Here is a 22,840-nt window from a genome sequence, read left to right as displayed (position 1 = left end):
CCACCCCTCAACTGCTCTTGTGGGGCAGGCATCTTGCCTGCCATTGTGTCTGGGCGGGCAGGATGCCCACCCCACAACTGATCTTGTGGGGCAGGCATCTTGCCTGCCATTGTGTCTGGGCGGGCAGAATGCCCACCCCACAAAGCCATTGTGTCTGGGCGGGCAGGATGCCCACCCCACAAAGCCTTCAAAACTTTGATAACTAAAGTTGGCAAAACTTGTCGCTGGGTATTGCATAGGCAGAGAACCCGTGTTAGAGTAGTAACCAGGAAATGCCAACTACAGTTGGCATCCTAATACCACTCTAGCAGCAAAAGGTGTGTTATGAACCAGTTTGCCGCCAAAGATAGCAAGGCGAAGATTCTCGATGCATTTGAACAGATCTTGGCAGAACGGCGCAAGGTTGCATCGCGAGTTGCTACCAAAGAAGAGGAAGCAGAAAAAGAGAAAAACCGCACCGTATTAGAAACAGTTTCCCAATACACAGCAGATAGCATCGTCCGGGGATTGGCGGATCTGCAACTAGAATTTGGCAACATTGTTACCGGACTTTCGACGCGGTTGACGACAGAAACGACAAAATTAGACGATCTCAAACGCGCGATCGCCACCGAAAACCAACACCTGCAAGAACTGCAACAAACCCGCGTCGTCGCCGATGCACTGTACTTATTAACCCAAGAACATCAGGAAAACCTGCGCTTTTTGGAACAACGATCTGCAAGCGATCGCGAAACCTTAGAAAAAGAAATCGCCGAAAGCCGCAAAATCTGGCAACGAGAACAACAAGAATTCGACCTCACCACCAACGAAAGCAACGAACTGCAACAAAGCGATCGCACAAAACAGGAAGAAGATTACGGATACAACACCGAGCGATCGCGCAAAATAGCCAGAGACGAATATGAAGAAACCAAGCGGCAAATCGAACGAGACATCCAAGAAACAAACCAAACCAAACAGAAAAACTGGACAGAACGAGAACAAACTCTGGCAGCAAATCAAACATTATTGGAAGAATACCAACGCAAAACCGCAGCATTTCCCAACGAACTGGGCGAAGCGATCAAAAAAGCTCGCGAAGAAGGCATTCGCGATGCCTCTCAAGAAGCCAAAATCAAAGCAGACTTGGTGGAAAAAGAATGGGAATCCACCAAACAAGGATACGAACTACAAATCCAATCCCTAGACACCAAAATCCAAAAACAAACCGAACAAATCTCCGAAATCACAACCCAACTCCAAACCGCATTACGCCAAGCACAAGAACTAGCAATGCGCGCCTTCGGCAACTCCCCAAATCGCTCCTAAAAACCTTACTCCCTCCCCACCTCTTCCCTCTGCGTCCTCTGGGTCTTTTGCGGTTCATTAAAAAGATCTTTGAGCGAGGCGAGTAGATCGCTTCAGTTTCCCTCTACTTACTCCTATTCCGCCAGAAGATTATCTTCACTTCTTCTTTTCTCTTCCTTCGCGTTCTAATTCGCTACCCTTGAATCGCTGAGCGCATCCGCGCCGCTGCGCGAACGCTAACGCGTCTAAGCGCTGGCGCGCACGCTTCGCGAACGCGGTTCATTCAATAAAAATTCTTCTGGCGGTAAGTGAGTAACCCAACCTACAAAATTCCCGACCAAACCAAAACGTCTCAAATCACACAAGAGCGGTAACTCATTATGGCAACCAAACGACCCACCGAAAAAAGTACAAAGGCTGAAATTCTCACCGCCTTCGACGAACTAATGAAAGAAAAGAAAGAATTGGAAGCACAAATCATGCAAAAACCAGAAACCCAAACCAGTCCACGCAACGGCAACAGCAAACCCAGCACCGAAGTCATCATCAAAACCGTGACAAAACAACAGAAAATGGAATCAATCATTGACGGGTTAAACCAACTGCAACTCAACTTTGGCGGTGCAGTCAGCGACTTATCCGAAAAGCTCGTCCTCGAAGCATTTAAACTGCAAGAAGCGCAGCGAAAAGTCAGCGAAGAACGACAAGAATTGCAAGCACTGCACAGTTTAGAAGTAACCGACGGTAGCCTAGACACATTAATCCAACAATACGAAGAAAGTTCCAAAACCTTTAACGAAGAACTGCGCCAACGCACAGATGAAATTAACCAAGCAACAACCACTGCCAAAAAAGCGTGGGAAAAAGAACAAGAAGAACACCGCCGCTTCATCAAAGAACGCAACGAAACCCTTGCCAAAACGCGCTTACGGGATACCAAAGAATACAGTTACGATTTGACTTTGTCACGCAAATTGTCAGATGAAGAATACGAACAAGAGAAAAAGCGACTGTATCAAGAATTGGAAGAATTCCAGAAAAATCAAGCAAAACAATGGGCGGAACGGGAAAAAGCAATAAGCGAACGAGAAACCCAATTTTCCGAACTTAAAACCAAAGTTGAAGCAATGCCAAAAGAATTGGAAGCCGCAATTAAACGTACCAAAGAAGAAGGCAAAGCCATTGCTTATGGTCAAGCCAAAGTAAAAGCCGATTTACTTGCCAAAGACATTGAAGGCAGCAAGCGCAACTACGAATTGCGAATTCAATCGCTTCAAGAAACAATAGACTCTCAAAACTTCCGGATTCAAAATTTATCCAAACAACTCGATGCTGCCCTCAAACAAGTACAAGATTTGGCGGTGAAAGCAATCGAAGGATCGTCCAACCTCAGTTCCTTCCAAGCCATGAAAGAAATTGCCCTAGAACAAGCCAAAAATCAGAACAAATTGAAGTAACGCTAATTGCTAATGGCTTGTAAATAATTAACCATTAGCAATTAGCAATTAGCAATTAGCAAACATCGGATAAATTAACATGCAATTCAACAAACTCGATCTCAGCAACATTTTAGCTATTAGTCACAATGACGATTATTTGGCAATAGCAATCGACAGAGGCGATCGGCTGGATATAATCGAAATTCCCGCACCGAAAGCCGCCTATGAAGGACTCGTACAACTGAATGAAATTGCAGCGTCAGATTCTCCCGAACTTGCTGCATCCATTGACTTTTATCAACTACCGGGAGTCCAAGCAGAAATCCCCATGCTACCAGTACACTCCACAATGGCAAATTCCATCGGATACGATCCAGACCGTCACTTATTGCAAATTGAGTTTAAAAACGGCTCGGTTTATGAGTATGAAGGTGTGGATGAAGAAACCTGGGAAGATCTGCTTTCAACCAATTCTCCAGGAGGATTTTACAACAGGGAAATTAAAGGAAACTATCGCTCCCGTCGGCTTGATTGATTTTCAGACAATAGACGCTATTAACTCAAGTTGCGGGCTAATAGCTAATGGCTAATGGCTAATGGCTAATAGAAGGATATTATATAGCTCTCACAATTAGCAATTAGCTATTAGCAACGCCCAAGGTTATAACTGGTAGGGGCGGGTTTTACCGACAGAAACCGGGTTTCTGTGAAAAATTGTGGAACAAGGAAAGAGATCGTGGTCGAAACCCGGTTTCTTTTCTGGTTAAACCCGCCCCTACTTGCGTTATCTGCTGAGTCTGGTAACCAAGTGGGAGACAACTGCCTCCCACTTCCCTATCCCTCTTCCTCCTACCGTTACTCCCTTAGCGCCCTGAAGATCTCCCCTCTTCTTTCTTGGCGTTCTTGGCGTCTTGGCGGTTCGTTAAATAGGTATTCTTCCGGTGGGAAACGAGTATTCAATTTTTTTGATAAATAGTATTTTTCCCCTACCCCAGGTGCATCGTAGAGCGGTACCCTGGATCGGTAAACCCGTTTATTAAACAAAAATGCCTACGCCCTGTCACATCGTTGTAGAAGGAAATCCGGTAATCGTTTATGCTAGCAGGAATGGCAGCCCCAACAAAATCTTGCCCATCCTCAAACCGTTTCTAGAAAAGTTTTGGCAAGAAAGAGAAATCCACGGAGAATACGGTTATACAGCTGATTGCCTGGTGGCTCAAATTGTGGTTAGGTTTGGCTACGAGATCTGCGAAGATGATTTTTCTAACTTGCGCGTGGGTGTAAATTATGACCCCAGCGTTGAATATATTTATGCGATCGCACAAAAAGATCGCAAAATAAATGTCTGGGTTCCCCAGAAAGAATATCGTCACAATCCCAGTGTAGGATTGCAAGGCTGCGATCGCGCAGGCGCTGAAGTCTGCTAAAGTTGCTTGGCGACGTTCCAGGAGAACACAACTATGGCAGGTGCTGATGGCGCTCGCTATCTGTTAAATCCAACCTCGGATAATTTTACCCTAACTGCGGGCTTCCTCACCCCCTATCCAGAAGGCTTATTTGCCCTGGAAGGCAACGATACCGTAAAAGGATCGACCGACAGCGAACTGATCTTTGGCAATCAAGGCAGCGATTCCCTAATCGGCGGCGGCGGTAACGACATTATTTATGGTGGCAAGGATGGTGACGATCTCTTTGGCAATGCCGGAAATGACATTCTCAGCGGCAATCTCGGCATCGATTATCTGGAAGGAGGTGATGGAAACGACATCCTGCGCGGGGGGAAAGATGATGATATTCTATCGGGTGGTAACGGTAGGGATATCTTATCTGGTGACTTGGGACAAGATCTGTTGTTGGGAGATGCAAACGTCCTGCTACGGGATGGCGCTGCCGATGTTTTCGTCCTCCGCAGAGATACCTCTGTAACTAACAAGTTTGAAGCAGATGCAATCGCTGGTTTTGAACTAGGCATCGATCAAATTGGAATTACAGGCGGACTCACCCTGGTTGACATTGCTTTAGAACGCTTCAGCGTCACTGCCGATGAATTTAGAAGGCAAGGTTCTTCAGTCGGTGGAACTACAATCGCAAATACAGCATCAGCACTGCCTCAACTGTTCGATCCTGACGGAAATGGTCGATTAGACGGCACTTTTATTCGCATCGCTAATGGTGGTTATTTAGGCGCAGTGATGAATATTTCTCTTATCGATCTCGTCAATAGTTTCATTACGGCAGATAACTTACTTGGTTAACCAGAAACCCGGTTTTTCCAAAAAACCGGGTTTCTGAATTCCTATTTGCGATTATCTACCCAGCATGGGCAACAATTGACGGGTTCGTCAACAGTTTAACCGCTGCTTGATATTGTCGGTCTGCCTCTGTGCCAATTTGATCTCGCTTAATTGGATCTAAGTTTACAACTTGGTCTGGCATAATCCCCAACTTGTTAATATCGTGGTGGTTGGGAGTTTCGTACTTGGCAACGGTTACTGCTAATCCAGAACCATCTGATAAGTCAAATAAAGACTGGATTAAGCCTTTACCAAAAGTTTTTTCACCCACCAATTGAGCGCGATGGTTATCTTGCAAAGCACCGGCAAGAATTTCGCTGGCGCTGGCGGTTCCCCGGTTAACTAAAACCACCAAAGGATCGCGGGTTAGCGCCTCTTTGCTGGCTTCAAAGCTGCCCATAACCCCTTGTCGGTTAACGGTGTAAACAATCGTACCTTCATCTAACCACAGGCGAGCAATTTCAATTCCTGCCTGCAACAAACCACCGGGATTGTTTCGCAGGTCGAGAATGTATGAATCGGCACCTTGTTGCTCTAAGCGCGCTACGGCCTGGGCTAACTCGGCGGGAGCGTTGGCGCTAAATTGATTGAGGCGAATATAGCCGACTTTCGCGTCTCCGGGTTCGGAATGCAGTTCGGCGAGGACTGGGTTAAGCGCGATGCGATCGCGCACCAAACGCACTTCTCTGATCTGTTCCCCATCCCGTGCTAAAGTAAGGCTGACGCTAGTGCCGCGCGGCCCGCGCATCCTCGCAGCAGCTTCATCCAAGGTGAGTTGCGCTGTCGAAAAGCCGTCTATTTCTTTGATGCGATCCCGCGGTTGTATCCCTGCTTGTTCCGCTGGAGAACCCGCAATCGGCGCTACCACTTCCAACTCGCCTGTTTTTTCATCCAAGGCAATTTGCAATCCCACTCCAGTTAGTTCTCCAGAAGTCGAAACCTGTAAACTGCGATATTGATCCGGTTTCAGGTGTCGCGTAAAGGGATCGTCTAAGCTCGATAGCATTTGCGCGATCGCCCCATAAGTTTGCTCTCGATTTTTCAGCGGTTGCTTGATCAGCTTCTCTCGCAAATGCCACCAATTTTGATGGTTGAACGTATCATCCACATAAGAGTGATTGACAATTCTCCATACTTCTGCTAAAAGCCTTTGCTCCTCACTCAAAGCCGCAGCAGGGGATGCCCACCCGCCCAAAGCCAAAATAACCAAAAGGATAGCAGAAATCCCAACCCGTAAAAAGCGATTTTGCATGTCACAAAGCTTATACTTCATTCGACCGCCACTAATCAGATAGTTTGACCAATCCTGCCAAATTTCAGCCTGGGTTGCCAACTTGGGGCAAACCCAGCGATCTGTAAATTCAACGGAAAACCTCTTGCGGACTATGTTACTTTTTTTAATAGAAGATCGAACGCAACCCGTCTCATCTATCTGATACAAGTTGTAGAATGGCGCGTTCAACACCTCTCAGTCGGCATCATCTGCAATTGGCATCTGAGAAATAAGAGTCAGGAACCAGTTCAGGAAAGCTAAGAGAGGGAATTATAGTCAGATTTTCGGCTATAATTCGGCAAAATTGTCCAAGCAGGAGCTAAAACCAAGCTTTATCGGACAAGTTTGACTAACTTTTGAGTAGGACGGGTTACCTCCGAATTAACGCCTGTGGACAAGAAGACTCCGAAGTCCACAGGTAGGATCGGGAAACCCGTCACCCCCACCGCCTTCTCTAAGCGGGAAACCCCACAACAGCAATACATCCTTTAGGAATTCTGGCTTTATGGCAAACGTTTACGATTGGTTTGAGGAACGCTTGGAGATTCAGGCACTTGCCGATGACGTCACCAGCAAGTACGTTCCACCCCACGTCAATATCTTTTACTGCCTGGGCGGCATCACCCTGGTGTGCTTTATAGTCCAGTTCGCGACTGGATTTGCGATGACGTTCTACTACAAGCCAACCGTCACCGAAGCCTTCTCCTCAGTGCAGTACATCATGACCGAAGTTAACTTCGGCTGGCTAATTCGCTCCATCCACCGCTGGTCTGCCAGCATGATGGTGTTGATGATGATTCTGCACATCTTCCGGGTTTATTTAACCGGCGGTTTCAAAAAGCCTCGCGAACTGACTTGGGTAACTGGCGTCATCCTAGCAGTAATCACCGTTTCTTTTGGTGTAACCGGATACTCCCTGCCTTGGGATCAATTGGGATACTGGGCGGTAAAGATCGTTAGCGGCGTACCCGAAGCGATTCCAGTCGTTGGCACCTTGATGGCAGACTTGCTGCGCGGCGGTTCCAGCGTCGGTCAAGCAACCTTGACCCGCTACTACAGCGCCCACACTTTTGTTTTACCCTGGCTAATCGCCGTGTTCATGCTGCTGCACTTCTTGATGATTCGCAAGCAAGGCATTTCCGGTCCGTTGTAAGTACGGCGCTTGATATAAAACAGCGAATAGTCAGCAGACGGGGGCGGGTTTAAATAAACTGTTGATCGTGGCATAGATGGGCAGGTATTACCCGCCTCTACCAAACCTCAAACCTTTCTCACTTCTAAGGAGAACACTCTCAATCATGGCGACAATCAAAAAACCAGATTTGGCAGATCCAGTCTTACGTGCCAAACTTGCTAAGGGAATGGGTCATAACTACTACGGCGAACCCGCATGGCCCAACGACCTGCTGTATATCTTCCCCGTTGTAATTATGGGGTCGATGGCTTTAATAATTGGTCTAGCCGTTCTCGATCCAGCACCAGTGGGAGAAGCTTCTAATCCCTTCGCAACGCCACTGGAAATCCTGCCAGAATGGTATCTGTGGCCTGTTTTTCAAATCCTGCGTACCGTTCCAAACAAACTGCTGGGCGTTGTATTAATGGGATCTGTACCCCTGGGTCTGATTATCGTTCCTTTCATTGAAGGCGTTAATAAGTTCCAAAATCCTTTCCGTCGTCCTGTTGCAATGGCGGTATTTCTTTTTGGCACTGTGGTCACGCTGTGGCTGGGTATCGGTGCTACTTTCCCAATTGACAAATCCTTGACCCTGGGTTTGTTCTAAAGCTAAAAAACTTTAAAATTGACGCCTGCTGTTGCTTTTTTGCGTTTGTTAAAAGACGCCAGCATGCGTCAATTTGTTAAGAGGTAATCGGGAATAGGAAAATGCTTTTGCCGCCTACTTGCAATTAGCAATTAGCAATTAGCAATTACCCATTACCAAATTACGCTTCTTTGCTCAAATCTCCCCGCAAATCTCTCAGAATGTCGTCAGGCATTTGAGGCGCAACAGCAGGATTGCTAATAACTTCCTCTGGATTTTCCGGGATACCGCTGGTACGGACAAGATCTCTGGGGTCTACTATATCCTCGGTTCCGGTAGGTGGATTAACATTTTCTTTGAAAGCAGGCTGTTTGGGTGCTTCGCCAGTCATAATTATTTCCAGGAGTGACTACATATCTCAGCCTAAAATTGTCTGGCGAGCGGCACACACTATCTTGGGGCAGATTAGAGGTGAAAAAATGCCAAAAAAACCAAAGTTTCCCCATCTAGTTGGGTCAAAATGGACGGCAAAGCAAAAAACTTGGGGATGGCGCCATTTTCAGGTAGTTAATCGCCAAAATCAAGGCGATATGGTATTTGCAGAAATGGTGGCTTCCTGCGACCCCCATGTCCGCTTTTGGCTCAATGCAAAAGCGCTAAAAGACCCCTCGATGTGGCAAGCAGGTTGGAAATCTTTAGAGGAACAACAAAATGATGAAAAAGACATCCTCCTAGGGGAAGATGACGCATATCAAATACTGCAATAAAGCTTATATACGGGTGTTTAATTAACCAACTGATTGCTAATAACTAATGGAAACAAAACAATTGGGAAATACTGGTGTAAATATTAGCGCGATCGCTCTCGGTGGAATGCCGATGTCCGTCAGCAGCAGACCAGAGGAAACACAAGCGATAGCCACGATCCATCGCGCCCTAGACCTTGGTGTTACCCTGATCGATACGGCAGACTCTTACTGCCAAGATGAGTCGGATAAGCACCACAATGAAAAACTGATCCGCAAAGCGCTGCAACAATACGGCGATGTTAGCAATGTCATCGTCGCTACCAAAGGTGGTTTGATGCGCCCTAACGGTGCGTGGACGCGCAATGGCAATCCCGACCATTTAAGAAAGACAATTCGAGAAAGTTTCGAGGCGCTTGGCGGTGAGAAACCGATCGATGTTTGGCAGTATCACGCCCCCGATCCAGAATATTCGATAGAAGCATCCCTCGCACCCGCAAAAGAAGCAGTAAAAGAAGGTTTAATCCGGTTTGTAGGAGTGTCTAACTTTTCCGTAGAACAAATTAAGCGGGCGCGGGATGTAGTAGAAATTGTTTCGGTGCAAAATCAGTACAATCCTTGGTATCGCCTGCCAGAATTAGACGGCGTGCTAAAGTATTGCCAACGGGAAAAACTAACATTTCTGCCTTGGAGTCCGTTGGGTGGTAGTCGCCGCGTCGGTTCTTTAAAAGATATTCCCGAAATCGCTCAACTCGCTCAAGAAAAAGGCGTGTCGATATATAGTATAGTACTCGCATGGTTGATGGCAAAATCACCCTGCATCGTGCCTATTCCCGGTGCTAGTAAAATTTCCAGTATTGCAGACTCGGTGCGTGCAGTTGATGTGAAATTATCCTCCGAAGAAGTAGCAACAATCGATCGCGCAACTTCTTCTTTGGGGTAGGGATTGGAAAACCGATCTAAAAGAACAACTTTGATCGCTTACCTGCTAACGGAAGCAATGCCAAGGAATATACCTACTACAAGTGCGATCGCTACAAAAAATAAAGCGATAATGTAGAGCCAGTATTGCAGGGTATAAAGTTTTCTCATTTCCCCCAATGCCCCCATCAAGTTCTCGATATCGTTGCCTTGAGTATCTACAATTCGCTGAAAAGAAAACGCTGCCTTTTGAGTCCAGAGGCCAATGATAATTTGAATCGTGCCATAGACAATATTACCGAAGCCGTCTTTTGTCAAAGCCGCTACCCCCTCGATAGTAGCAAGAACACCCAAACCAATCAGGAAAAAGCTAACAAACCGCATTTTATCCGCCAGATCCTTAATCAGACCGTTTTGCGAACTGCTAAATTCGTAATGTCCGGACTCCATTTGGCTTCCCTCCCCCGATAGATATCTGCCGAATATTAAACTACTAGATCGCTTAGACGGGAAAAAAAATTACAAATATTTGCGATTTTCCTCCCCCCACGGGTGCAGCGATCGCTACAAACCCGGTTTTTCTAAAAAACCGGGTTTCTGCAACCCGCTTGACTAATTTGATTATTTGGTATACTATATATTTAGAATGGAAAAAGGTGCGCCCATATAAGCTCGATTTTTAAAGCATTCTGAACCGAAACTAAAATAACCACAGCCAAAACCGCAACAAGCGCCAGAGAAATTGAATTGCGTCCCATAGGCAATTTTATGGCAGATAGAAACCCTAGCTCAAAGCCAAAAATTGTTCGTGGTGTAGAGTGTAGCTAAAATGTGGATTATTTTTGCAACAGCCTGGGAAAGCTAGAACATGACAACAGAACAAAATTCTCGCAACCCTAACCCCACAGAAGCAGAATTGTCGTCAGAAAGTGCAGATACCACTAACAATGGTGCAACAACAGACAGCGCAGCTCACGGTCAATCTTTGACAGCGACTATGGCGACAAACGAACAAGAGGGACAAATATCGAGGGAAATTCAATCTGGAACTATAGTCAAACAACGCTACCCAGGTTCCTATGTTGCGCCTCGCGCGGCGGCGTTGGTAACCCTGGTGGCGATCGCTATCATACTATTTGGGTTAATCTCGAATAACTTCTGGCTGACTTCATCGGGGTCGATTATAGCGCTGCTGATCTCGTTGCGAGTGCTTTGGCCTGAGATCGAAAACTGGTTAAATGGAGTAAGCACCACCGAGCGAACGCTCTTCATCGCCACCGTGGGAGTATTGTTTGCGCTGGCGGGATTGTTGAAAATATTTGGAGTTTACAAACAACTGATCCGGTGGGGTAGTCAATTTAATTGGGAAGCAGTCGGATCTCTGGCAGAATGGACGGGTGCGGTAGGGCAAATATTGATCGCCATCCTCGCCGTTTACATTGCGTGGCGACAGTACGTTATATCCAAAGACCTGACGATCCAGCAAAATAGAATTACCCAACAACAAACAATCGACGCATACTTTCAAGGCGTTTCCGATCTAGCATTAGATCAACAAGGATTTTTAGAAGATTGGCCTCAAGAGAGAGCGATCGCAGAAGGACGCACCGCCGCCCTACTCAGCAGCGTAGACTCAGAAGGAAAAGCCAAAATTATCCGCTTTTTATCCCAGTCTAAATTGCTCACACCCATCAAGCGCGACCAACTTTTAGGACGCCCAATTTTTAACGGTTATGGCGGATACGAAGAGGACCGAGAATATGGCGTGCGCGTCATCGACTTGGGAGTAATGTTAGCAGGTGCGGATATGTCTTATACCGACCTGCGCTGGACAGATTTAAGCGACGCCAATCTAGTCAGAGCAAATCTGACTAAATGCGACCTCGTAAAAGCCAACCTCGCCCGTACAATACTCTACGATGCGAAACTCGCCTACGCAGATTTAAAAGCCACTCGCTTCTTCTACGGTAAAGCCGAAACCGCCACCCCCCGCAGTCGCACCGAACTTCCCGATTTTACCACGGGCGTGCATACCGGCGCAGTCGTAGAAAACGCCGACTTCACAGGCGTCCAGCGGTTATCAGAAGAACAGCGTTACTATTGTTGCGCCTGGGGCGGTACTAAAACAAGAGCCACTATACCAGGCGGGTGCGAAGGCATTCCCAATAAATTAGGCAGATAATACAGTGCTAATTGCTAATTGCTAATTGCTAATTACTAAAGTTGCTAGTTACATCCCTTGGCAAATAAACCCGCTTTCTCTGAAAAATCGTGGGTTTGACAGGGAGAAATCTACTCATAAACCGGGTTTCTGACGCCAAAGAAACCCGGTTTTTGACTGGGGTAATGGGTAATTGTCAAGAGTAGACTGCCTTTTATATGATGTCCGGTAGCAATGGTTATGCAAGTGTTTTTGATGTTGCAGGGGCGGGTTTTACGAGACATAATTGCTAGCAGCGCCAATAATAAATAAACCCGCCCCGACGTGGAGCTACCGATGCCAGCGGACATTATATTAATCCAATTACCAATTACCCATTACCAATTACCCATTACCAATTTCACAACTTATAACTAGCAACTTACGTTAATATCGGATTTTTACTGACATTAGCCATTATATCATATCCGCTTAATCACTTATAATATACGTAGCTTGGGTTGAAGAATGAAACCCAACACAAGCAAAGCACCTTTGTTTCTCTGAAAAATCGTTGATTTGGAAACAAGAAATATACCAAGACAGGACTTACGCAAGGGCGTTGCCAGAAACCCGGTTTCTACCGTTGTTCGCGTAGCGTGCCGGAGGCATATCTCTGGCAACCAAACCAAGGATTTTTTGTATCACCTTTGTTTCTTTGCGTAAGTCCTGAAAGAAACAAAGGCGATCGCCAGGTCGTGCTGACATTAGCCATTAGCCATTAGCCATTAGCAATTAGCAATTAGCAATTAGCCATTAGCCACAAGTTTTATTTTGCTAACAACTTGAGTTATTAATACCAAGAACGCAGCCACATTCGCAATTGAAAAGCTGCGGGAGATAAAGGCAAACCCAAATATACTGGCAGCCAAAATACAAAGGCTAATAAAATTATAAAAATCACCGTAAATCCCAGAAACCGAAACTCAATATAGCAACTATAAAGCCACCGTTCTACTAGCCATGCAATGGTCAAAAATGCAAAGATCGCTGCTGGCATATAAAGATAGATAAAAGTACAGCGCGTTACCTTAATCCAAGGCAGAAAGTTAGCCGCATAGTTCAACATTAAATACAGCGCAAGCCACAATTTGGGTGACTGCTTGATTCCCAGTATTATACCAGTAAAATGCCGAGGCAGATCCTCTAGGAAATCGTTCCCAGGTTGAACCTGGGAACGAGATGTACGAACCTGGGAACGAGATGACTGGGAACGAGATATAGGCTCTGTATTCCTACTTGCAAATAACCAAATGTGGCTAGCCAGTTGGATTAGCAATAAAACAATTGCAGCCGTTGATAACCACCATAAAAATGGATTTCCCATTGCATGAATATCGTAAATAACTTTACCAGCCCCTGCGGGTAAAGGCGGGCCAAAAGATGGAACGGGTTCGGTTGTATTGCGCGCCGTTTCGTAAAAATAACTCATCGGACGCAGCATCAAAGGCCAAGTATACCAACTGGAACAGTAAGGATGAACGCTCGCTCCGCTTCCCAGTCCTTGATGAAATCCTAAAATTTGTTTGTGCAGTCCCCAAAATCCCGTTTTTGTATTTATTTGTAAGTGGGGAATCCAAACTAAGTAGTAAAGTATCGCGGGAAGAATAGCCAAATTTGCCAATAAATGATAGAATTTAATTTGGGTTAAATTTTGGCAAAGAAGGGGTGAGTTTTTGATGTCTCTTCCCATCCACTGCATTACCTTCGCACAAATCCAAATTAGATAAATTCCGACTAAAAATCCCAACCCGTTCCACTTAACTGAAATACAGGCTCCAAAACCAAGACCAGATAGGGCTAACCAAACCCAACGCCAAGGATTTTGATGTTCTAATGCCAGGAGGAAAAACCACTGACCTAACAAGCCAAAAAAAACTAGATAAATATTAATTAAAGCATAGCGGGATTCGACGAGAAATAAACCATCTAAGGTGGTGAATAAAGCAGCAATAAGGGCGTAACTACGACGGTGACTGATATGATATGCGATCGCACCCACCACAAAAGGCAGCAGCGAACCCACAAGCGCATTTAACCAACGGTAAGTCCAGGGAGAAAACGGCACACCCCCTAGATTATTGACTGCATCTTGTGGGGATTGAAAGTGACTGCCAATCCAAATGGCGAGAGCGATCGCATACTTCCCCAAAGGCGGATGGGCATCAAAAAAAGGCGTCCGGGTTAAATAGTTATTAGCATACTTAACGTAATAAACCTCATCAAACACCAAAGTGTTAAATCGGTCTAGCCCCCAAAAATGCAAACCGAACGATAGCAGCAACACCCCCGCCATACCGACGGTAAACCAAGGAAAAGACGAACGATCTGGCTTTTTCAACAAATTCATAGGTTAGTAGTGAGGACTTTAGTCCTCAGTACGGGTTCTATCAATTTTTAAGGTAAACCGTTTGACCCGTTTCTGCCGACTCACGAGCAGCATCTGCTACTTTGAGCGTATACAAACTTTCTGCTGGGGTGACATATAGGGGAGTGCCTTCCAGTAAATGGTCTAGTACCATCTTGGTATCCTTGGCAAACAAACCCCGCCGACTTCCCACTTCGATCGGTGCCGTTGTCTCTCCCCGGACTAACTTGCCCTCTTCGCCATCAAATATTAGCGTACCCTGTTCCCCTTGGACTTCAAATTTGCGTTCCGCCTGGAAGAAAGTTTTTCCCTTACCGTAGATTACTTCCCCAATTAAACCGCTACTGAAACGTAACCGAGTTGTACAAAGACAGGCGCTGTAAAATTCTGGATCGTCTTGCCAAAAACGCGCTTGAGTGCTAGCGCTGACGACTTCCCCAAATAGATCGACGAGTCGGTGCAAGCGGGAAAGCGCAGCGCTAAGGGGAAAACCGAATAATACTGGGTTGTAAGTCCACTTGCGCGGGGCGGGGTGTTGGGGATTGATCGTACAGTAGCGTGCATAAAATGCCGTACCAATTTCCCCGATCGACTGGCGCAGTGCTTGGTGGACTCCCCCCAACAGTTCGATGTGTTCCACGTGCAACAGTTTACCCTGCGCTTGTGCCAGGGCGATCGCTTCCTCTGCTGCTTTTGGTTCCAGGGCGAGGGGATATTCTACAACGACATGCTTACCCGCCGTCAAGGCGGCGCGAGCGATCGCAGCGTGATCCCGATTAATTGTACAAATTACCACCAAATCTAGATCCGGACGTTCTACCAACTCCTGCCAAGAGTCTAGCGCCAAAGCTTGGTAGGTTTGAGCGAATTCCTGGGTTTTTTCGGGGGTATGTCCGGCGATCGCTACCAGATCGCTGCGGGGATCTGATTGAAAAGTTTGGGCCCTTAGTTTCGCTGCATATCCAGTCCCTACCAAACCGACTTTTAAGGGCATTTTGCCATCAATATAATTAGTTAAACCACTCATTTTACACCATATGTTCTCTATTTTTTGTTACGCCCATTCGTACCTCTAGCCCCAGAATTATGGGTCAGCTCCCCGAACCCTTATCGCTAGCTGTTTTCCATAAGTATAAGTAATTAAGATGAAATTAAGAAAATTGATTGCGAATCCCATTCAACCAAATTGGCAAATAAGTATAAAAACTATGATGTTTTCCTTTAGTATCAGAATGTGAAGCAAACCTGAACGCAGCGCCGAAATCGATTTGGGCGAACACCGCTGCTTAAGGAAAACTTATACGGCTGTTAAGAACACATAAGAGGAGAGCCAATGCCTGCTTACAAAGTCACATTAATCAACGAAGCCGAAGGTCTAAATGAGACCATTACAGTAAAAGATGACGAGTATATTCTCGACGCAGCGGAAGAAAAAGGACTCGACCTGCCTTTCTCTTGTCGCGCAGGCGCTTGCTCGACTTGCGCTGGCAAAATTGTCAGCGGTGAAATTGACCAATCCGACCAATCTTTCTTGGATGACGATCAAATTGAAGCTGGCTACGTTTTAACCTGCGTGGCTTATCCCAAATCTGATTGCACCATTATGACCCACAAAGAAGAAGATCTCTACTAAAAGCTTCGAGCGAAATTCTTCAGGGGAGTTGCTAGTAGTGAGTGCCCTTGCGCGAGACAATTCACTAACTTGAAACTCCCCTGAGAACCTTGACAGCAGAGTTCAAACGAGTGAGGTACAGCCCTTCGGCTTTGTTTGTCAAGCGCGCAGCATTAATGCTGCGCGCTTGACAAACTTTCGCCGTACCTCATACGGCTGCAATCCGCTATAAAGATGGGGAAGATGGGGAAAAAGTTTTTCCCCGATCTCCCTCACCTTTTCTATTTCTTTTCGGCGGATGGATTCTGCCAAAAAACAATCGAATTGTTCAGGGGAACCAGTTGAGTCCCAGGATAGTAAAAGTTAAGAATTCGCTCGCTTGACCAACCGAGTTCGGCTAACTTATACGCACCTGTTTGACTCAAACCAACCCCATGTCCAAAGCCACCCCCGATAAAGGCGTAACCCCACAGCGCGTTGTATTTTTTAACTGGTTCTACATAAAAAAATGTACTGCGCGGGGGTAACAAAGCGCTGCGAACTTCTTCTTTGCTAAGTTCAAGATTGCCTTTATCGGTTTGCACCACCATTTTCTGAATCCGTCCCGCTGGCGATCGCTCAACAATCTGCATTCCTCGAATAGCAGTAAGATTCGCCAGCGGATGCTTGCGATTTTCCAGATATTTTCGCAAATGATTCGTCAAAACTGTCAGGCTGGCTTCTTTACGCCAGCGAAACATCTCCCAGCGTTCTTCATTAAAGCCTTTTTCCAAGCTGATAAATCGTCGGAAGTTTTCCTCGGACGCTAAACTATTGCTTGACAAATCCCAAATATTGCCCACCGCATCGACTACGGGGATCAAATAAGGTCGATCTTCGCCATTCCAAACATCGCTAAAAGGAGCCGTAACGCCGCCCGTGGTGGAAGAATATAACGCATCCACCAGCTCGTTATTGTAAGTCAATACCAAGCCTTTTGTAGAATCGATCGCTCGATCGGTAGTGGGCGTTGCGCCGCTGAGTCCATAATAAACTTGGCAGTGAACGTCAGCACAAAGTTGATAGCCATCAATGGCAAACCGGCGCAAGTTTCGCAGCGCATAAGTCCGCGCAATTACTGCTTGTGCTTCCAATGCCGCAGTTGGCGCCGCTGCGCCAATTTCGTTGGGAACCACACCCCGCAGATAAGTTTCTAACCCAACGCGATTCACCAAGGTAAAATTGCCGTAGGCATTCGGCTGAATATTCAACGGTCCGACGAACAAACGACTGGGACGCTTGTTTTTTCCTTGGGACACCTGGATCGTATTTTTACCCGCAGCAACGATTTCCAATTGAGCGCGGGTGAAGCGAAAGCCGTTCGCCATCCAGGATACCCTGGGCACTTTTTCCACAACTTGCGTCTCTATATGTGCTGTTTTCCAGCCCTTTGCTTGTAAACTTTGCAACAGCAACCGTCTCAATAATGGAGTGTTGTAAACATCCCGTTTTGCCCAAACCTGCCAGCGCTCTGGTTGAGCAACTTCGGTTTCAATTCCTTTTGCACGCCACTCTTGGGCATAATCTTCCGCCGTCTCGAAGTTTGGGTGGACGCTGATCACAACTCGCTCTTCTAACAGGGGTTCGGGTAGCGGTTGCATCGCGATTTCCAGCTTCACCTTATCCACCGAAACAGTTTGCGGTTGCAGATTACCAGCAAGGAAGCGCAATGTCAAGCGATCGCCCGGTGTCGCTTCCAAGGTTAGCTCATCGTCTGGTTTTTCCCCAAACCGCTGCACTATCCCGACTTGAAGTTCCACATCCTCATTCGCATTCGCCTTGCCAGCATCTGCCGCCAGTCCTAGCAAACACAAAGCGGTCAGTACCAACCCCTTGTCCCATCGGAGCCTTTTCCCGGTAGAACGCGGCTTTGGCGTCAATTTCTGCTGGGGAACGTTAGTTATCTGCATGGGCTGTTCTGGCGCGATCGCAGTTCGATCAAACATCGTACTCGAAACCATATCAGTTATTCCATCCTTTGCCGCACTTACGCGCAAGTTCCCGGTTTCTACGCCAAATCCTTGGGAAAGGGAACCAGAGATTGACCAAGAAACCGGGTTTTGCTGTTTTGGTCTGGTGGCAAATCAAACTCATAACGAGTATGATTAAAAGGTAAGAGTAAAGCAACAGAAGTCATATGGCTAAAGTACAAGAAATTCCCCTATCGCAGATTCGCCGCCCCTTGTATCGAGAAAACGATCAAGCTAAAGTAGCGGCATTGATGGAATCGATTCAAGAAATTGGTCAGCAAGAACCGATCGACGTGTTAGAAGTAGACGGAGAGTATTACGGCTTTTCTGGCTGTCATAGGTTTGAAGCCTGCCAGCGCTTGGGTAAAGAAACCATCCTTTGCAGAGTCCGTAAAGCGCCCCGCTCAGTTCTGCGAATGCATTTAGCTTAGGGAATAGTTAATCGGTCATGGGTCAAGCGGAAAAAACCCATTACCGATTACCCAATCTAAAATCTAAAATCTAAAATCTAAAATTCCCTATGCCCCAGACCCAAGATTACACCCATCAGTTGCAGCAGTTGATGCAAAGGGTGGGGATTTCCAGTTTTAGGGCCCTCAGTCGCTCTTGTGGCGTATCCCAGCGGCAATTAAAGCGCATCCGGACGGGAGAGATATCCCAAATGCGCTCAGAAGACCTGATCAAGTTGTCTCAGGCGCTAGAAGTGCCAGTCAGCGAGTTATGGTCAAATTTTTCTACAGTAGAATTGAATTGGGGAGCTGAGTCAGAGGAACCATCGTTAGCGTTGCAGCAGGAGTACGAACGCCTGCAAGCGCAACTAAAACAGCAGCGAGAGTCATTAATGCAGGAGTTTCAACGGGAGAGCCTGCAAGTTTTAGAATCTTGGTTGCTGCAATGGCCTACCGCTGCTTATGCGGCGGGGCAAAATCCCCAACTAGCGGCGGTAAAATTGCTGCCGTTGCTGCGTCCGGTGGAACAACTGCTGCAACAGTGGGGGGTAGAAGCGATCGCAACCGTAGGCGCCGAAATAGAATACGATCCGCAGGTGCATCAACTAATGGAAGGAACGGCTGTAGCGGGCGATCGCGTCAAAGTGCGCTACACTGGCTACCGACACGGTGACCGACTCCTATTTCGGGCCAAAGTTAGTCTTGCACCCCGTGGCGATTAAGGCTAAATTGAGGCGAAATTTGTTGTACCCTAGCTAGGATAGTTTGCTAAATTGTTTTAAGTCAGAGCGAAACTCTCAAATAAGTATGAGTGCTGTTGTTAAAATTATTCAACCCGATGGTGTTTTTGACGGTCCCAAAGGCAGTCAATTTCGGCAAGAAATTAGCAAGCTAGTTGATAATGGAGCCAATCTTGTATTATTGGATTTCCAGGATGTTAGCTTTATGGATAGTTCTGGACTAGGGGCTGTAGTGTTATCCCTCAAAACAGTGCGTGCGGCTGGGGGGCAGCTTTTCGTATGCTCGCTCAACGACCAAATTAGAATGTTGTTTGAACTCACCAGCATGGATCGCGTATTTGAAATTTTTGCCAACCGGGAGGAGTTTAAGAAGGCGATGAAATCAAACAAGGAGATTGATTAGTTAACAACTAATCGAAACCAATTTCTAAAATAGACAGATCGTCATCAAAAACATCTTTAGAATTGACAGATTGAACCTTGCACATAACTCGGTCTAGATTGCTTTCCTTGCCGTTTTTACACTCCTTAAGCAGCTCGATGAAAGCATCCAGCCCCCAAACAGCACCGTCCGGTTGATGAATTTCGTAAAATCCATCGCTGAAAATATAGAGGGTGCTGCAAGCCTCGATCTGGCAGAGATTGTTGGTAAATCGGACATCTGGGAACATACCAATGGGTACGCCAGGAGTTTTCAGGCGTTGCACCTGAGCTATCGACCCTGGCGTTCCCGACAGCAACACGGCTGGGGGATGACCGGCGCTAGCATAAGTTAGTTGGCGCTGGCGTTGGTTATACACTCCGTACCAGATAGTAAAGTACTTGTCATTTTGGTAACTCATCTGGAACGTTTGATTTAAAGCGCTGAGAACCTGGCTGGGTTGATAGTAGTTGAGATGGGGAATTGCCCGACTTCGCAGTAAGTTAACCACAGAAATCGAAGGCAGGGTGGCTCTTAAGCCATGTCCGGCGGTATCGAGCAGATAAATTGCCAAACAATCCTCATCCAGCCAGAAATAATCAAAACAATCGCCCCCTAGCCGCCTGGAGGGAATAAACCGCGCCTCGATCGACACTGGCGTCGCCATTGGATCTGGGAGGAGCGATCGCACGTACTCAGCCGCTTCCGCCCATTCTGCCTCTAAAATTTGCTTTTGGGTTTGCAAATCGTGGCTGAGTTGGTGCAAGCGCAGTCCAGCGCGTACCCTTGCCGTCAACTCGTTGATCTCGATCGGTTTAGAGATAAAATCATCCGCACCCGCATCCAACCCCTTGACGCGATCCTGCACCGAATCCAGGGAAGTCAGTAAAATAAAGAACGTCGTCGATAACTCCGGATCGGCTTTCACCCGGCGGCAGACTTCGATTCCATTCATTTTGGGCATCATCCAGTCACAAATAATCAGTGCTGGATGTAACTGTTGTGCCTTCGCCAAACCTTCTTCCCCATCACTCGCCACGGTGACTGCATAACCTTGTTTTTTGAGCAGTCTTGTCAGCACTAGCCGGACAGACGGGTCATCATCAACTACCAGAATTTGAAACATGGAATCAAGGCACTACCAGTTCCTTATTATTTAAGCATTAGCTCAAAGATATCGGTGAACCTCGGTACTGGAGGAATAAAGCTTTATCCAGGGAGTGGCGCTGGCTTTCTTGGGCGAATCAATCGCACCTTGGGCTGAATTTCCTTTATCATATATTAATGATGGCTGGGATGCGATCGCGTTGATTGCGGTTGCGACTCCTAATTTGATTGAATTTAATGGTTTGGAAAATTGTCGCTTCCCCGAAAAAATAATTTACAAGTTAAAACAGATCTAAATGCTTTAGCTGAGATCTTGTCGTGGTTTGCTCAGTTGTACGAACCGCAAATCCCCAGACCAATCTGGTTGCGCTGCGAACTCGCTCTAGCAGAAGGTTTTACGAATGCGGTGCGTCACGCCCACAAAGATAAATCAAAAGACGTTCCCATCGATGTGGAAGTGACCATAGCCGACGATACTATAGAAATGCGAATTTGGGATGGCGGGGCTGGGTTTGATTTAAAGCAGCATCTGGAGAATATACCGAAGTCTGAGGATAACCAGACGGGTGGAGGGCGGGGATTGCAACTAATCCAGAAGACAACCGATGATTTCAGTTATACCCGTACTGGCGATAACCGCAATTGTTTGTTGATGATGAAATCTTATCGGGGTGAAAACGGATCGATCCAGCGGAAAATAGCAGATTGAAGCTGATTGAGTTCCCGGTATACCTCTTGCTTGAACCACTGTCCCAGGGCATCCCAAGGGGTAAAAACTTGACCGACTTGCCAGCGGACATCTTGCCCCAAGGGCGTCAGATGGTTTCCCGGCAGTCTTACAGCACTCACCATATCGCCAAAGCGGTTTTGCAGCAATGCTGTTAGGGCATCGGTTTGGTCGATGGTATCGTTTTTGAATTGAATCAACAGATTGCGCCGCACTTGGTAACTCTGGGCGACGATCGCATTGGTTTTGTGTGGGGAAGGAGTAAACTCAACGTTAAAGGTAGAAGACAGATTAAACTGATCGACTAAGGGAATGGCTTCGCGGGCGGCGTAGTTATTGAAGGAAATTAGGATATTACCGGCTCTTTCGACTGAAAATAGGCTACCAATCAGTAAGTGCAATTTGCAGCCCATGCTGTGTCCCATGCCGTAAATGGGAAGATAGCGGCGTCGCAGTAGGGAGTTTGCCTGTAAAGTTTCTAGGGTGTCCTCGAAACTGTAAAGTACCGATCTAGCGATCGCAGCATGATCGAGCGTATTCACAAACGGCGTCGCCACGACTAAATAACCTTTACGTCCCAAGTCTTCTAATAACATGCGATAAGTAAGATGGGGTGCCGTGGCGACGAAAGCACCCCCCAAAAAATGTACGATCGCAAGGGGGCGGGGGGGAATTAATACCCAGTTGCCGGAGATTTCTTGCCAGTCCATGCCAAGCGCCAGAGTTGTTTACACTTCTTTATATTAATCAGTGGGAGTGGGGACAGGCGAGGACTAGGGGCGTTGCACAGCTCAAAATTTTTCCCATGTTCCCGAAATTAGCTTTAACCGTGAGAAGCCCCACATCTGACCCGTAGCGCAGTGTGGGATGAATCACCAGACAAAAACGAAACGCCCCTTAACCGCATCAAGCCTCTGGATTGACTTGGCTTGGGGCAGTTGAGTTTTTGTCAATTTCCGGCGTCTTCAACGAGTCAATCAGTTCTTCAACTACTTGAGTCATTGTTTTGTCACTATACGCAGCGTATAGACGTAACTTATCAAGTCTGCGTTGACTTATTCGCATTTTGAACCATTGGGCTTTCATTTTTGTACCCACATATAATAGCAAATACATAAGGAGGTGATAGACAAGTGCGGGCAGCTTACCAATACAAATTGCGTCCAACAAAAGAGCAAGTCATAGAAATAGACAGATGGTTGTCTATGCTTTGGGAGCAATATAATTATTTGTTGGCAGATAGGTTTAATTGGTACGAACAGAATTGTTGCCCTGTCAACGCATGTCCTCTTGTTTGTCATCTTCCAGAATTACGGGAAAATCCCGACTATTATAGTCAAGTGCGATGTAGAAGTCGCGTGTTAGATGGTTAAATAACCATCACAAATTGAGTGGAGAGCCGTCTCTCCCTTCGGTTTCTGTCCCGATGTCCCCAAGTAAAAGACTCATTGGAGTCTGGTCACATTGGTAGTAAGTAATGAATC

At 46.6% G+C, this 22,840-nt stretch carries 28 protein-coding genes and 1 pseudogene; 17 read left to right on the top strand and 12 right to left on the bottom strand.

Annotated features, from left to right (window positions below; translation table 11 throughout):
• A partial coding sequence (locus MiSe_RS37735) for a hypothetical protein (RefSeq protein ID WP_226590239.1) occupies positions 1 to 215 on the bottom strand: 215 nt, incomplete at its 3' end.
• 109 nt (positions 216 to 324) lie between these two features.
• On the opposite strand from MiSe_RS37735, the gene MiSe_RS37730 reads away from it, so the two are divergent.
• The 5 genes from MiSe_RS37730 (at position 325) to MiSe_RS37710 (ending at position 4,984) form a co-directional block, all read left to right on the top strand.
• Positions 325 to 1,311, top strand: a complete 987-nt coding sequence (locus MiSe_RS37730; RefSeq protein ID WP_226590236.1) for a coiled-coil domain-containing protein — start codon at positions 325 to 327, stop codon at positions 1,309 to 1,311.
• Positions 1,312 to 1,670: 359 nt separating this feature from the next.
• Positions 1,671 to 2,747: a hypothetical protein gene (locus MiSe_RS37725; RefSeq protein ID WP_226590233.1), complete on the top strand. Its 1,077-nt coding sequence runs from the start codon at positions 1,671 to 1,673 to the stop codon at positions 2,745 to 2,747.
• Between the two features lie 79 nt (positions 2,748 to 2,826).
• Positions 2,827 to 3,264 (top strand): KTSC domain-containing protein, encoded by a 438-nt coding sequence (locus tag MiSe_RS37720; RefSeq protein ID WP_226590230.1) that lies wholly within the window; start codon positions 2,827 to 2,829, stop codon positions 3,262 to 3,264.
• Between the two features lie 511 nt (positions 3,265 to 3,775).
• The gene (locus MiSe_RS37715) at positions 3,776 to 4,156 is read left to right on the top strand and encodes a histidine kinase (RefSeq protein ID WP_226590226.1); all 381 of its coding nucleotides are present in this window, start codon (positions 3,776 to 3,778) and stop codon (positions 4,154 to 4,156) included.
• 33 nt (positions 4,157 to 4,189) lie between these two features.
• Entirely contained in the window at positions 4,190 to 4,984 is a 795-nt protein-coding gene (locus MiSe_RS37710) for a calcium-binding protein (protein ID WP_226590223.1), read from the top strand.
• Positions 4,985 to 5,039: 55 nt separating this feature from the next.
• Here the strand turns inward: MiSe_RS37710 and ctpA are convergent, their stop codons facing one another.
• The gene (gene ctpA, locus MiSe_RS37705; RefSeq protein ID WP_226590244.1) at positions 5,040 to 6,275 is read right to left on the bottom strand and encodes a carboxyl-terminal processing protease CtpA; all 1,236 of its coding nucleotides are present in this window, start codon (positions 6,273 to 6,275) and stop codon (positions 5,040 to 5,042) included.
• 526 nt (positions 6,276 to 6,801) lie between these two features.
• On the opposite strand from ctpA, the gene petB reads away from it, so the two are divergent.
• Both petB and petD read left to right on the top strand, forming a co-directional pair.
• Positions 6,802 to 7,449, top strand: coding sequence for a cytochrome b6 (gene petB / locus MiSe_RS37700; RefSeq protein ID WP_226590222.1), 648 nt, complete (start codon positions 6,802 to 6,804; stop codon positions 7,447 to 7,449).
• Positions 7,450 to 7,594: 145 nt separating this feature from the next.
• Positions 7,595 to 8,077, top strand: a complete 483-nt coding sequence (petD, locus tag MiSe_RS37695; RefSeq protein WP_226590221.1) for a cytochrome b6-f complex subunit IV — start codon at positions 7,595 to 7,597, stop codon at positions 8,075 to 8,077.
• A 160-nt stretch (positions 8,078 to 8,237) separates the two neighbouring features.
• Here the strand turns inward: petD and MiSe_RS37690 are convergent, their stop codons facing one another.
• Entirely contained in the window at positions 8,238 to 8,447 is a 210-nt protein-coding gene (locus tag MiSe_RS37690) for a hypothetical protein (RefSeq protein ID WP_226590219.1), read from the bottom strand.
• 88 nt (positions 8,448 to 8,535) lie between these two features.
• On the opposite strand from MiSe_RS37690, the gene MiSe_RS37685 reads away from it, so the two are divergent.
• Positions 8,536 to 8,823 carry a TIGR02450 family Trp-rich protein gene (locus MiSe_RS37685; protein ID WP_226590218.1) on the top strand — a complete coding sequence of 96 codons (288 nt, stop codon included), beginning with the start codon at positions 8,536 to 8,538 and terminating at the stop codon, positions 8,821 to 8,823.
• Positions 8,824 to 8,869: 46 nt separating this feature from the next.
• Positions 8,870 to 9,745 carry an aldo/keto reductase gene (locus tag MiSe_RS37680; protein WP_226590217.1) on the top strand — a complete coding sequence of 292 codons (876 nt, stop codon included), beginning with the start codon at positions 8,870 to 8,872 and terminating at the stop codon, positions 9,743 to 9,745.
• A 38-nt stretch (positions 9,746 to 9,783) separates the two neighbouring features.
• Here MiSe_RS37680 and MiSe_RS37675 read toward each other — a convergent pair whose 3' ends face one another.
• Positions 9,784 to 10,173 carry a hypothetical protein gene (locus MiSe_RS37675; RefSeq protein ID WP_226590215.1) on the bottom strand — a complete coding sequence of 130 codons (390 nt, stop codon included), beginning with the start codon at positions 10,171 to 10,173 and terminating at the stop codon, positions 9,784 to 9,786.
• 418 nt (positions 10,174 to 10,591) lie between these two features.
• Between MiSe_RS37675 and MiSe_RS37670 the strand changes: the two genes are divergently transcribed.
• Positions 10,592 to 11,905 carry a pentapeptide repeat-containing protein gene (locus tag MiSe_RS37670; RefSeq protein ID WP_226590213.1) on the top strand — a complete coding sequence of 438 codons (1,314 nt, stop codon included), beginning with the start codon at positions 10,592 to 10,594 and terminating at the stop codon, positions 11,903 to 11,905.
• Between the two features lie 110 nt (positions 11,906 to 12,015).
• On the opposite strand, the gene MiSe_RS37665 is transcribed toward MiSe_RS37670, so the two are convergent.
• The 4 genes from MiSe_RS37665 to MiSe_RS37650 form a co-directional block, all read right to left on the bottom strand.
• Positions 12,016 to 12,234 carry a hypothetical protein gene (locus MiSe_RS37665; protein WP_226590211.1) on the bottom strand — a complete coding sequence of 73 codons (219 nt, stop codon included), beginning with the start codon at positions 12,232 to 12,234 and terminating at the stop codon, positions 12,016 to 12,018.
• Between the two features lie 238 nt (positions 12,235 to 12,472).
• The gene (locus tag MiSe_RS37660; protein WP_226590209.1) at positions 12,473 to 12,631 is read right to left on the bottom strand and encodes a hypothetical protein; all 159 of its coding nucleotides are present in this window, start codon (positions 12,629 to 12,631) and stop codon (positions 12,473 to 12,475) included.
• An 85-nt stretch (positions 12,632 to 12,716) separates the two neighbouring features.
• Positions 12,717 to 14,273 (bottom strand): dolichyl-phosphate-mannose--protein mannosyltransferase, encoded by a 1,557-nt coding sequence (locus MiSe_RS37655; protein ID WP_226590204.1) that lies wholly within the window; start codon positions 14,271 to 14,273, stop codon positions 12,717 to 12,719.
• A 40-nt stretch (positions 14,274 to 14,313) separates the two neighbouring features.
• Positions 14,314 to 15,318 carry a Gfo/Idh/MocA family protein gene (locus tag MiSe_RS37650; RefSeq protein WP_226590202.1) on the bottom strand — a complete coding sequence of 335 codons (1,005 nt, stop codon included), beginning with the start codon at positions 15,316 to 15,318 and terminating at the stop codon, positions 14,314 to 14,316.
• Between the two features lie 306 nt (positions 15,319 to 15,624).
• Between MiSe_RS37650 and MiSe_RS37645 the strand changes: the two genes are divergently transcribed.
• A complete protein-coding gene (locus MiSe_RS37645; protein ID WP_226590199.1) occupies positions 15,625 to 15,924 on the top strand; it encodes a ferredoxin in 300 nt (99 codons plus the stop codon).
• A gap of 260 nt (positions 15,925 to 16,184) precedes the next feature.
• Here MiSe_RS37645 and MiSe_RS37640 read toward each other — a convergent pair whose 3' ends face one another.
• Positions 16,185 to 17,903 carry a SpoIID/LytB domain-containing protein gene (locus MiSe_RS37640; protein WP_226590195.1) on the bottom strand — a complete coding sequence of 573 codons (1,719 nt, stop codon included), beginning with the start codon at positions 17,901 to 17,903 and terminating at the stop codon, positions 16,185 to 16,187.
• A gap of 47 nt (positions 17,904 to 17,950) precedes the next feature.
• Positions 17,951 to 18,079, bottom strand: a complete 129-nt coding sequence (locus tag MiSe_RS51480; RefSeq protein ID WP_264196796.1) for a hypothetical protein — start codon at positions 18,077 to 18,079, stop codon at positions 17,951 to 17,953.
• Between MiSe_RS51480 and MiSe_RS37635 the strand changes: the two genes are divergently transcribed.
• The 3 genes from MiSe_RS37635 (at position 18,080) to MiSe_RS37625 (ending at position 19,504) form a co-directional block, all read left to right on the top strand.
• Positions 18,080 to 18,343: a ParB N-terminal domain-containing protein gene (locus MiSe_RS37635; RefSeq protein WP_226590191.1), complete on the top strand. Its 264-nt coding sequence runs from the start codon at positions 18,080 to 18,082 to the stop codon at positions 18,341 to 18,343.
• Positions 18,344 to 18,432: 89 nt separating this feature from the next.
• Entirely contained in the window at positions 18,433 to 19,083 is a 651-nt protein-coding gene (locus MiSe_RS37630; RefSeq protein WP_226590187.1) for a helix-turn-helix domain-containing protein, read from the top strand.
• Between the two features lie 85 nt (positions 19,084 to 19,168).
• On the top strand, positions 19,169 to 19,504 hold the full coding sequence (locus tag MiSe_RS37625) for an STAS domain-containing protein (RefSeq protein ID WP_226590182.1): 336 nt from the start codon (positions 19,169 to 19,171) through the stop codon (positions 19,502 to 19,504).
• A gap of 7 nt (positions 19,505 to 19,511) precedes the next feature.
• On the opposite strand, the gene MiSe_RS37620 is transcribed toward MiSe_RS37625, so the two are convergent.
• Positions 19,512 to 20,648: a PP2C family protein-serine/threonine phosphatase gene (locus MiSe_RS37620; protein ID WP_226590179.1), complete on the bottom strand. Its 1,137-nt coding sequence runs from the start codon at positions 20,646 to 20,648 to the stop codon at positions 19,512 to 19,514.
• 94 nt (positions 20,649 to 20,742) lie between these two features.
• On the opposite strand from MiSe_RS37620, the gene MiSe_RS37615 reads away from it, so the two are divergent.
• The gene (locus MiSe_RS37615; RefSeq protein WP_226590176.1) at positions 20,743 to 20,925 is read left to right on the top strand and encodes a hypothetical protein; all 183 of its coding nucleotides are present in this window, start codon (positions 20,743 to 20,745) and stop codon (positions 20,923 to 20,925) included.
• 17 nt (positions 20,926 to 20,942) lie between these two features.
• Entirely contained in the window at positions 20,943 to 21,338 is a 396-nt protein-coding gene (locus tag MiSe_RS37610; RefSeq protein ID WP_264196795.1) for an ATP-binding protein, read from the top strand.
• Here MiSe_RS37610 and MiSe_RS37605 read toward each other — a convergent pair.
• A complete protein-coding gene (locus MiSe_RS37605) occupies positions 21,293 to 22,066 on the bottom strand; it encodes a DUF1350 family protein (protein ID WP_226590170.1) in 774 nt (257 codons plus the stop codon). The genes MiSe_RS37610 and MiSe_RS37605 overlap by 46 nt on opposite strands.
• Before the next feature lie 423 nt (positions 22,067 to 22,489).
• Between MiSe_RS37605 and MiSe_RS37600 the strand changes: the two are divergent.
• A pseudogene (locus tag MiSe_RS37600) lies at positions 22,490 to 22,696 on the top strand (helix-turn-helix domain-containing protein); the annotation flags it as partial.
• Positions 22,697 to 22,840 lie beyond the last annotated feature (144 nt).

Source organism: Microseira wollei NIES-4236 (assembly GCF_020521235.1).
Taxonomy (GTDB): domain Bacteria; phylum Cyanobacteriota; class Cyanobacteriia; order Cyanobacteriales; family Aerosakkonemataceae; genus Microseira; species Microseira wollei.
Note: the sequence above shows the minus strand (reverse complement) of the source record. Positions and strands in the feature narration are given on the sequence as shown.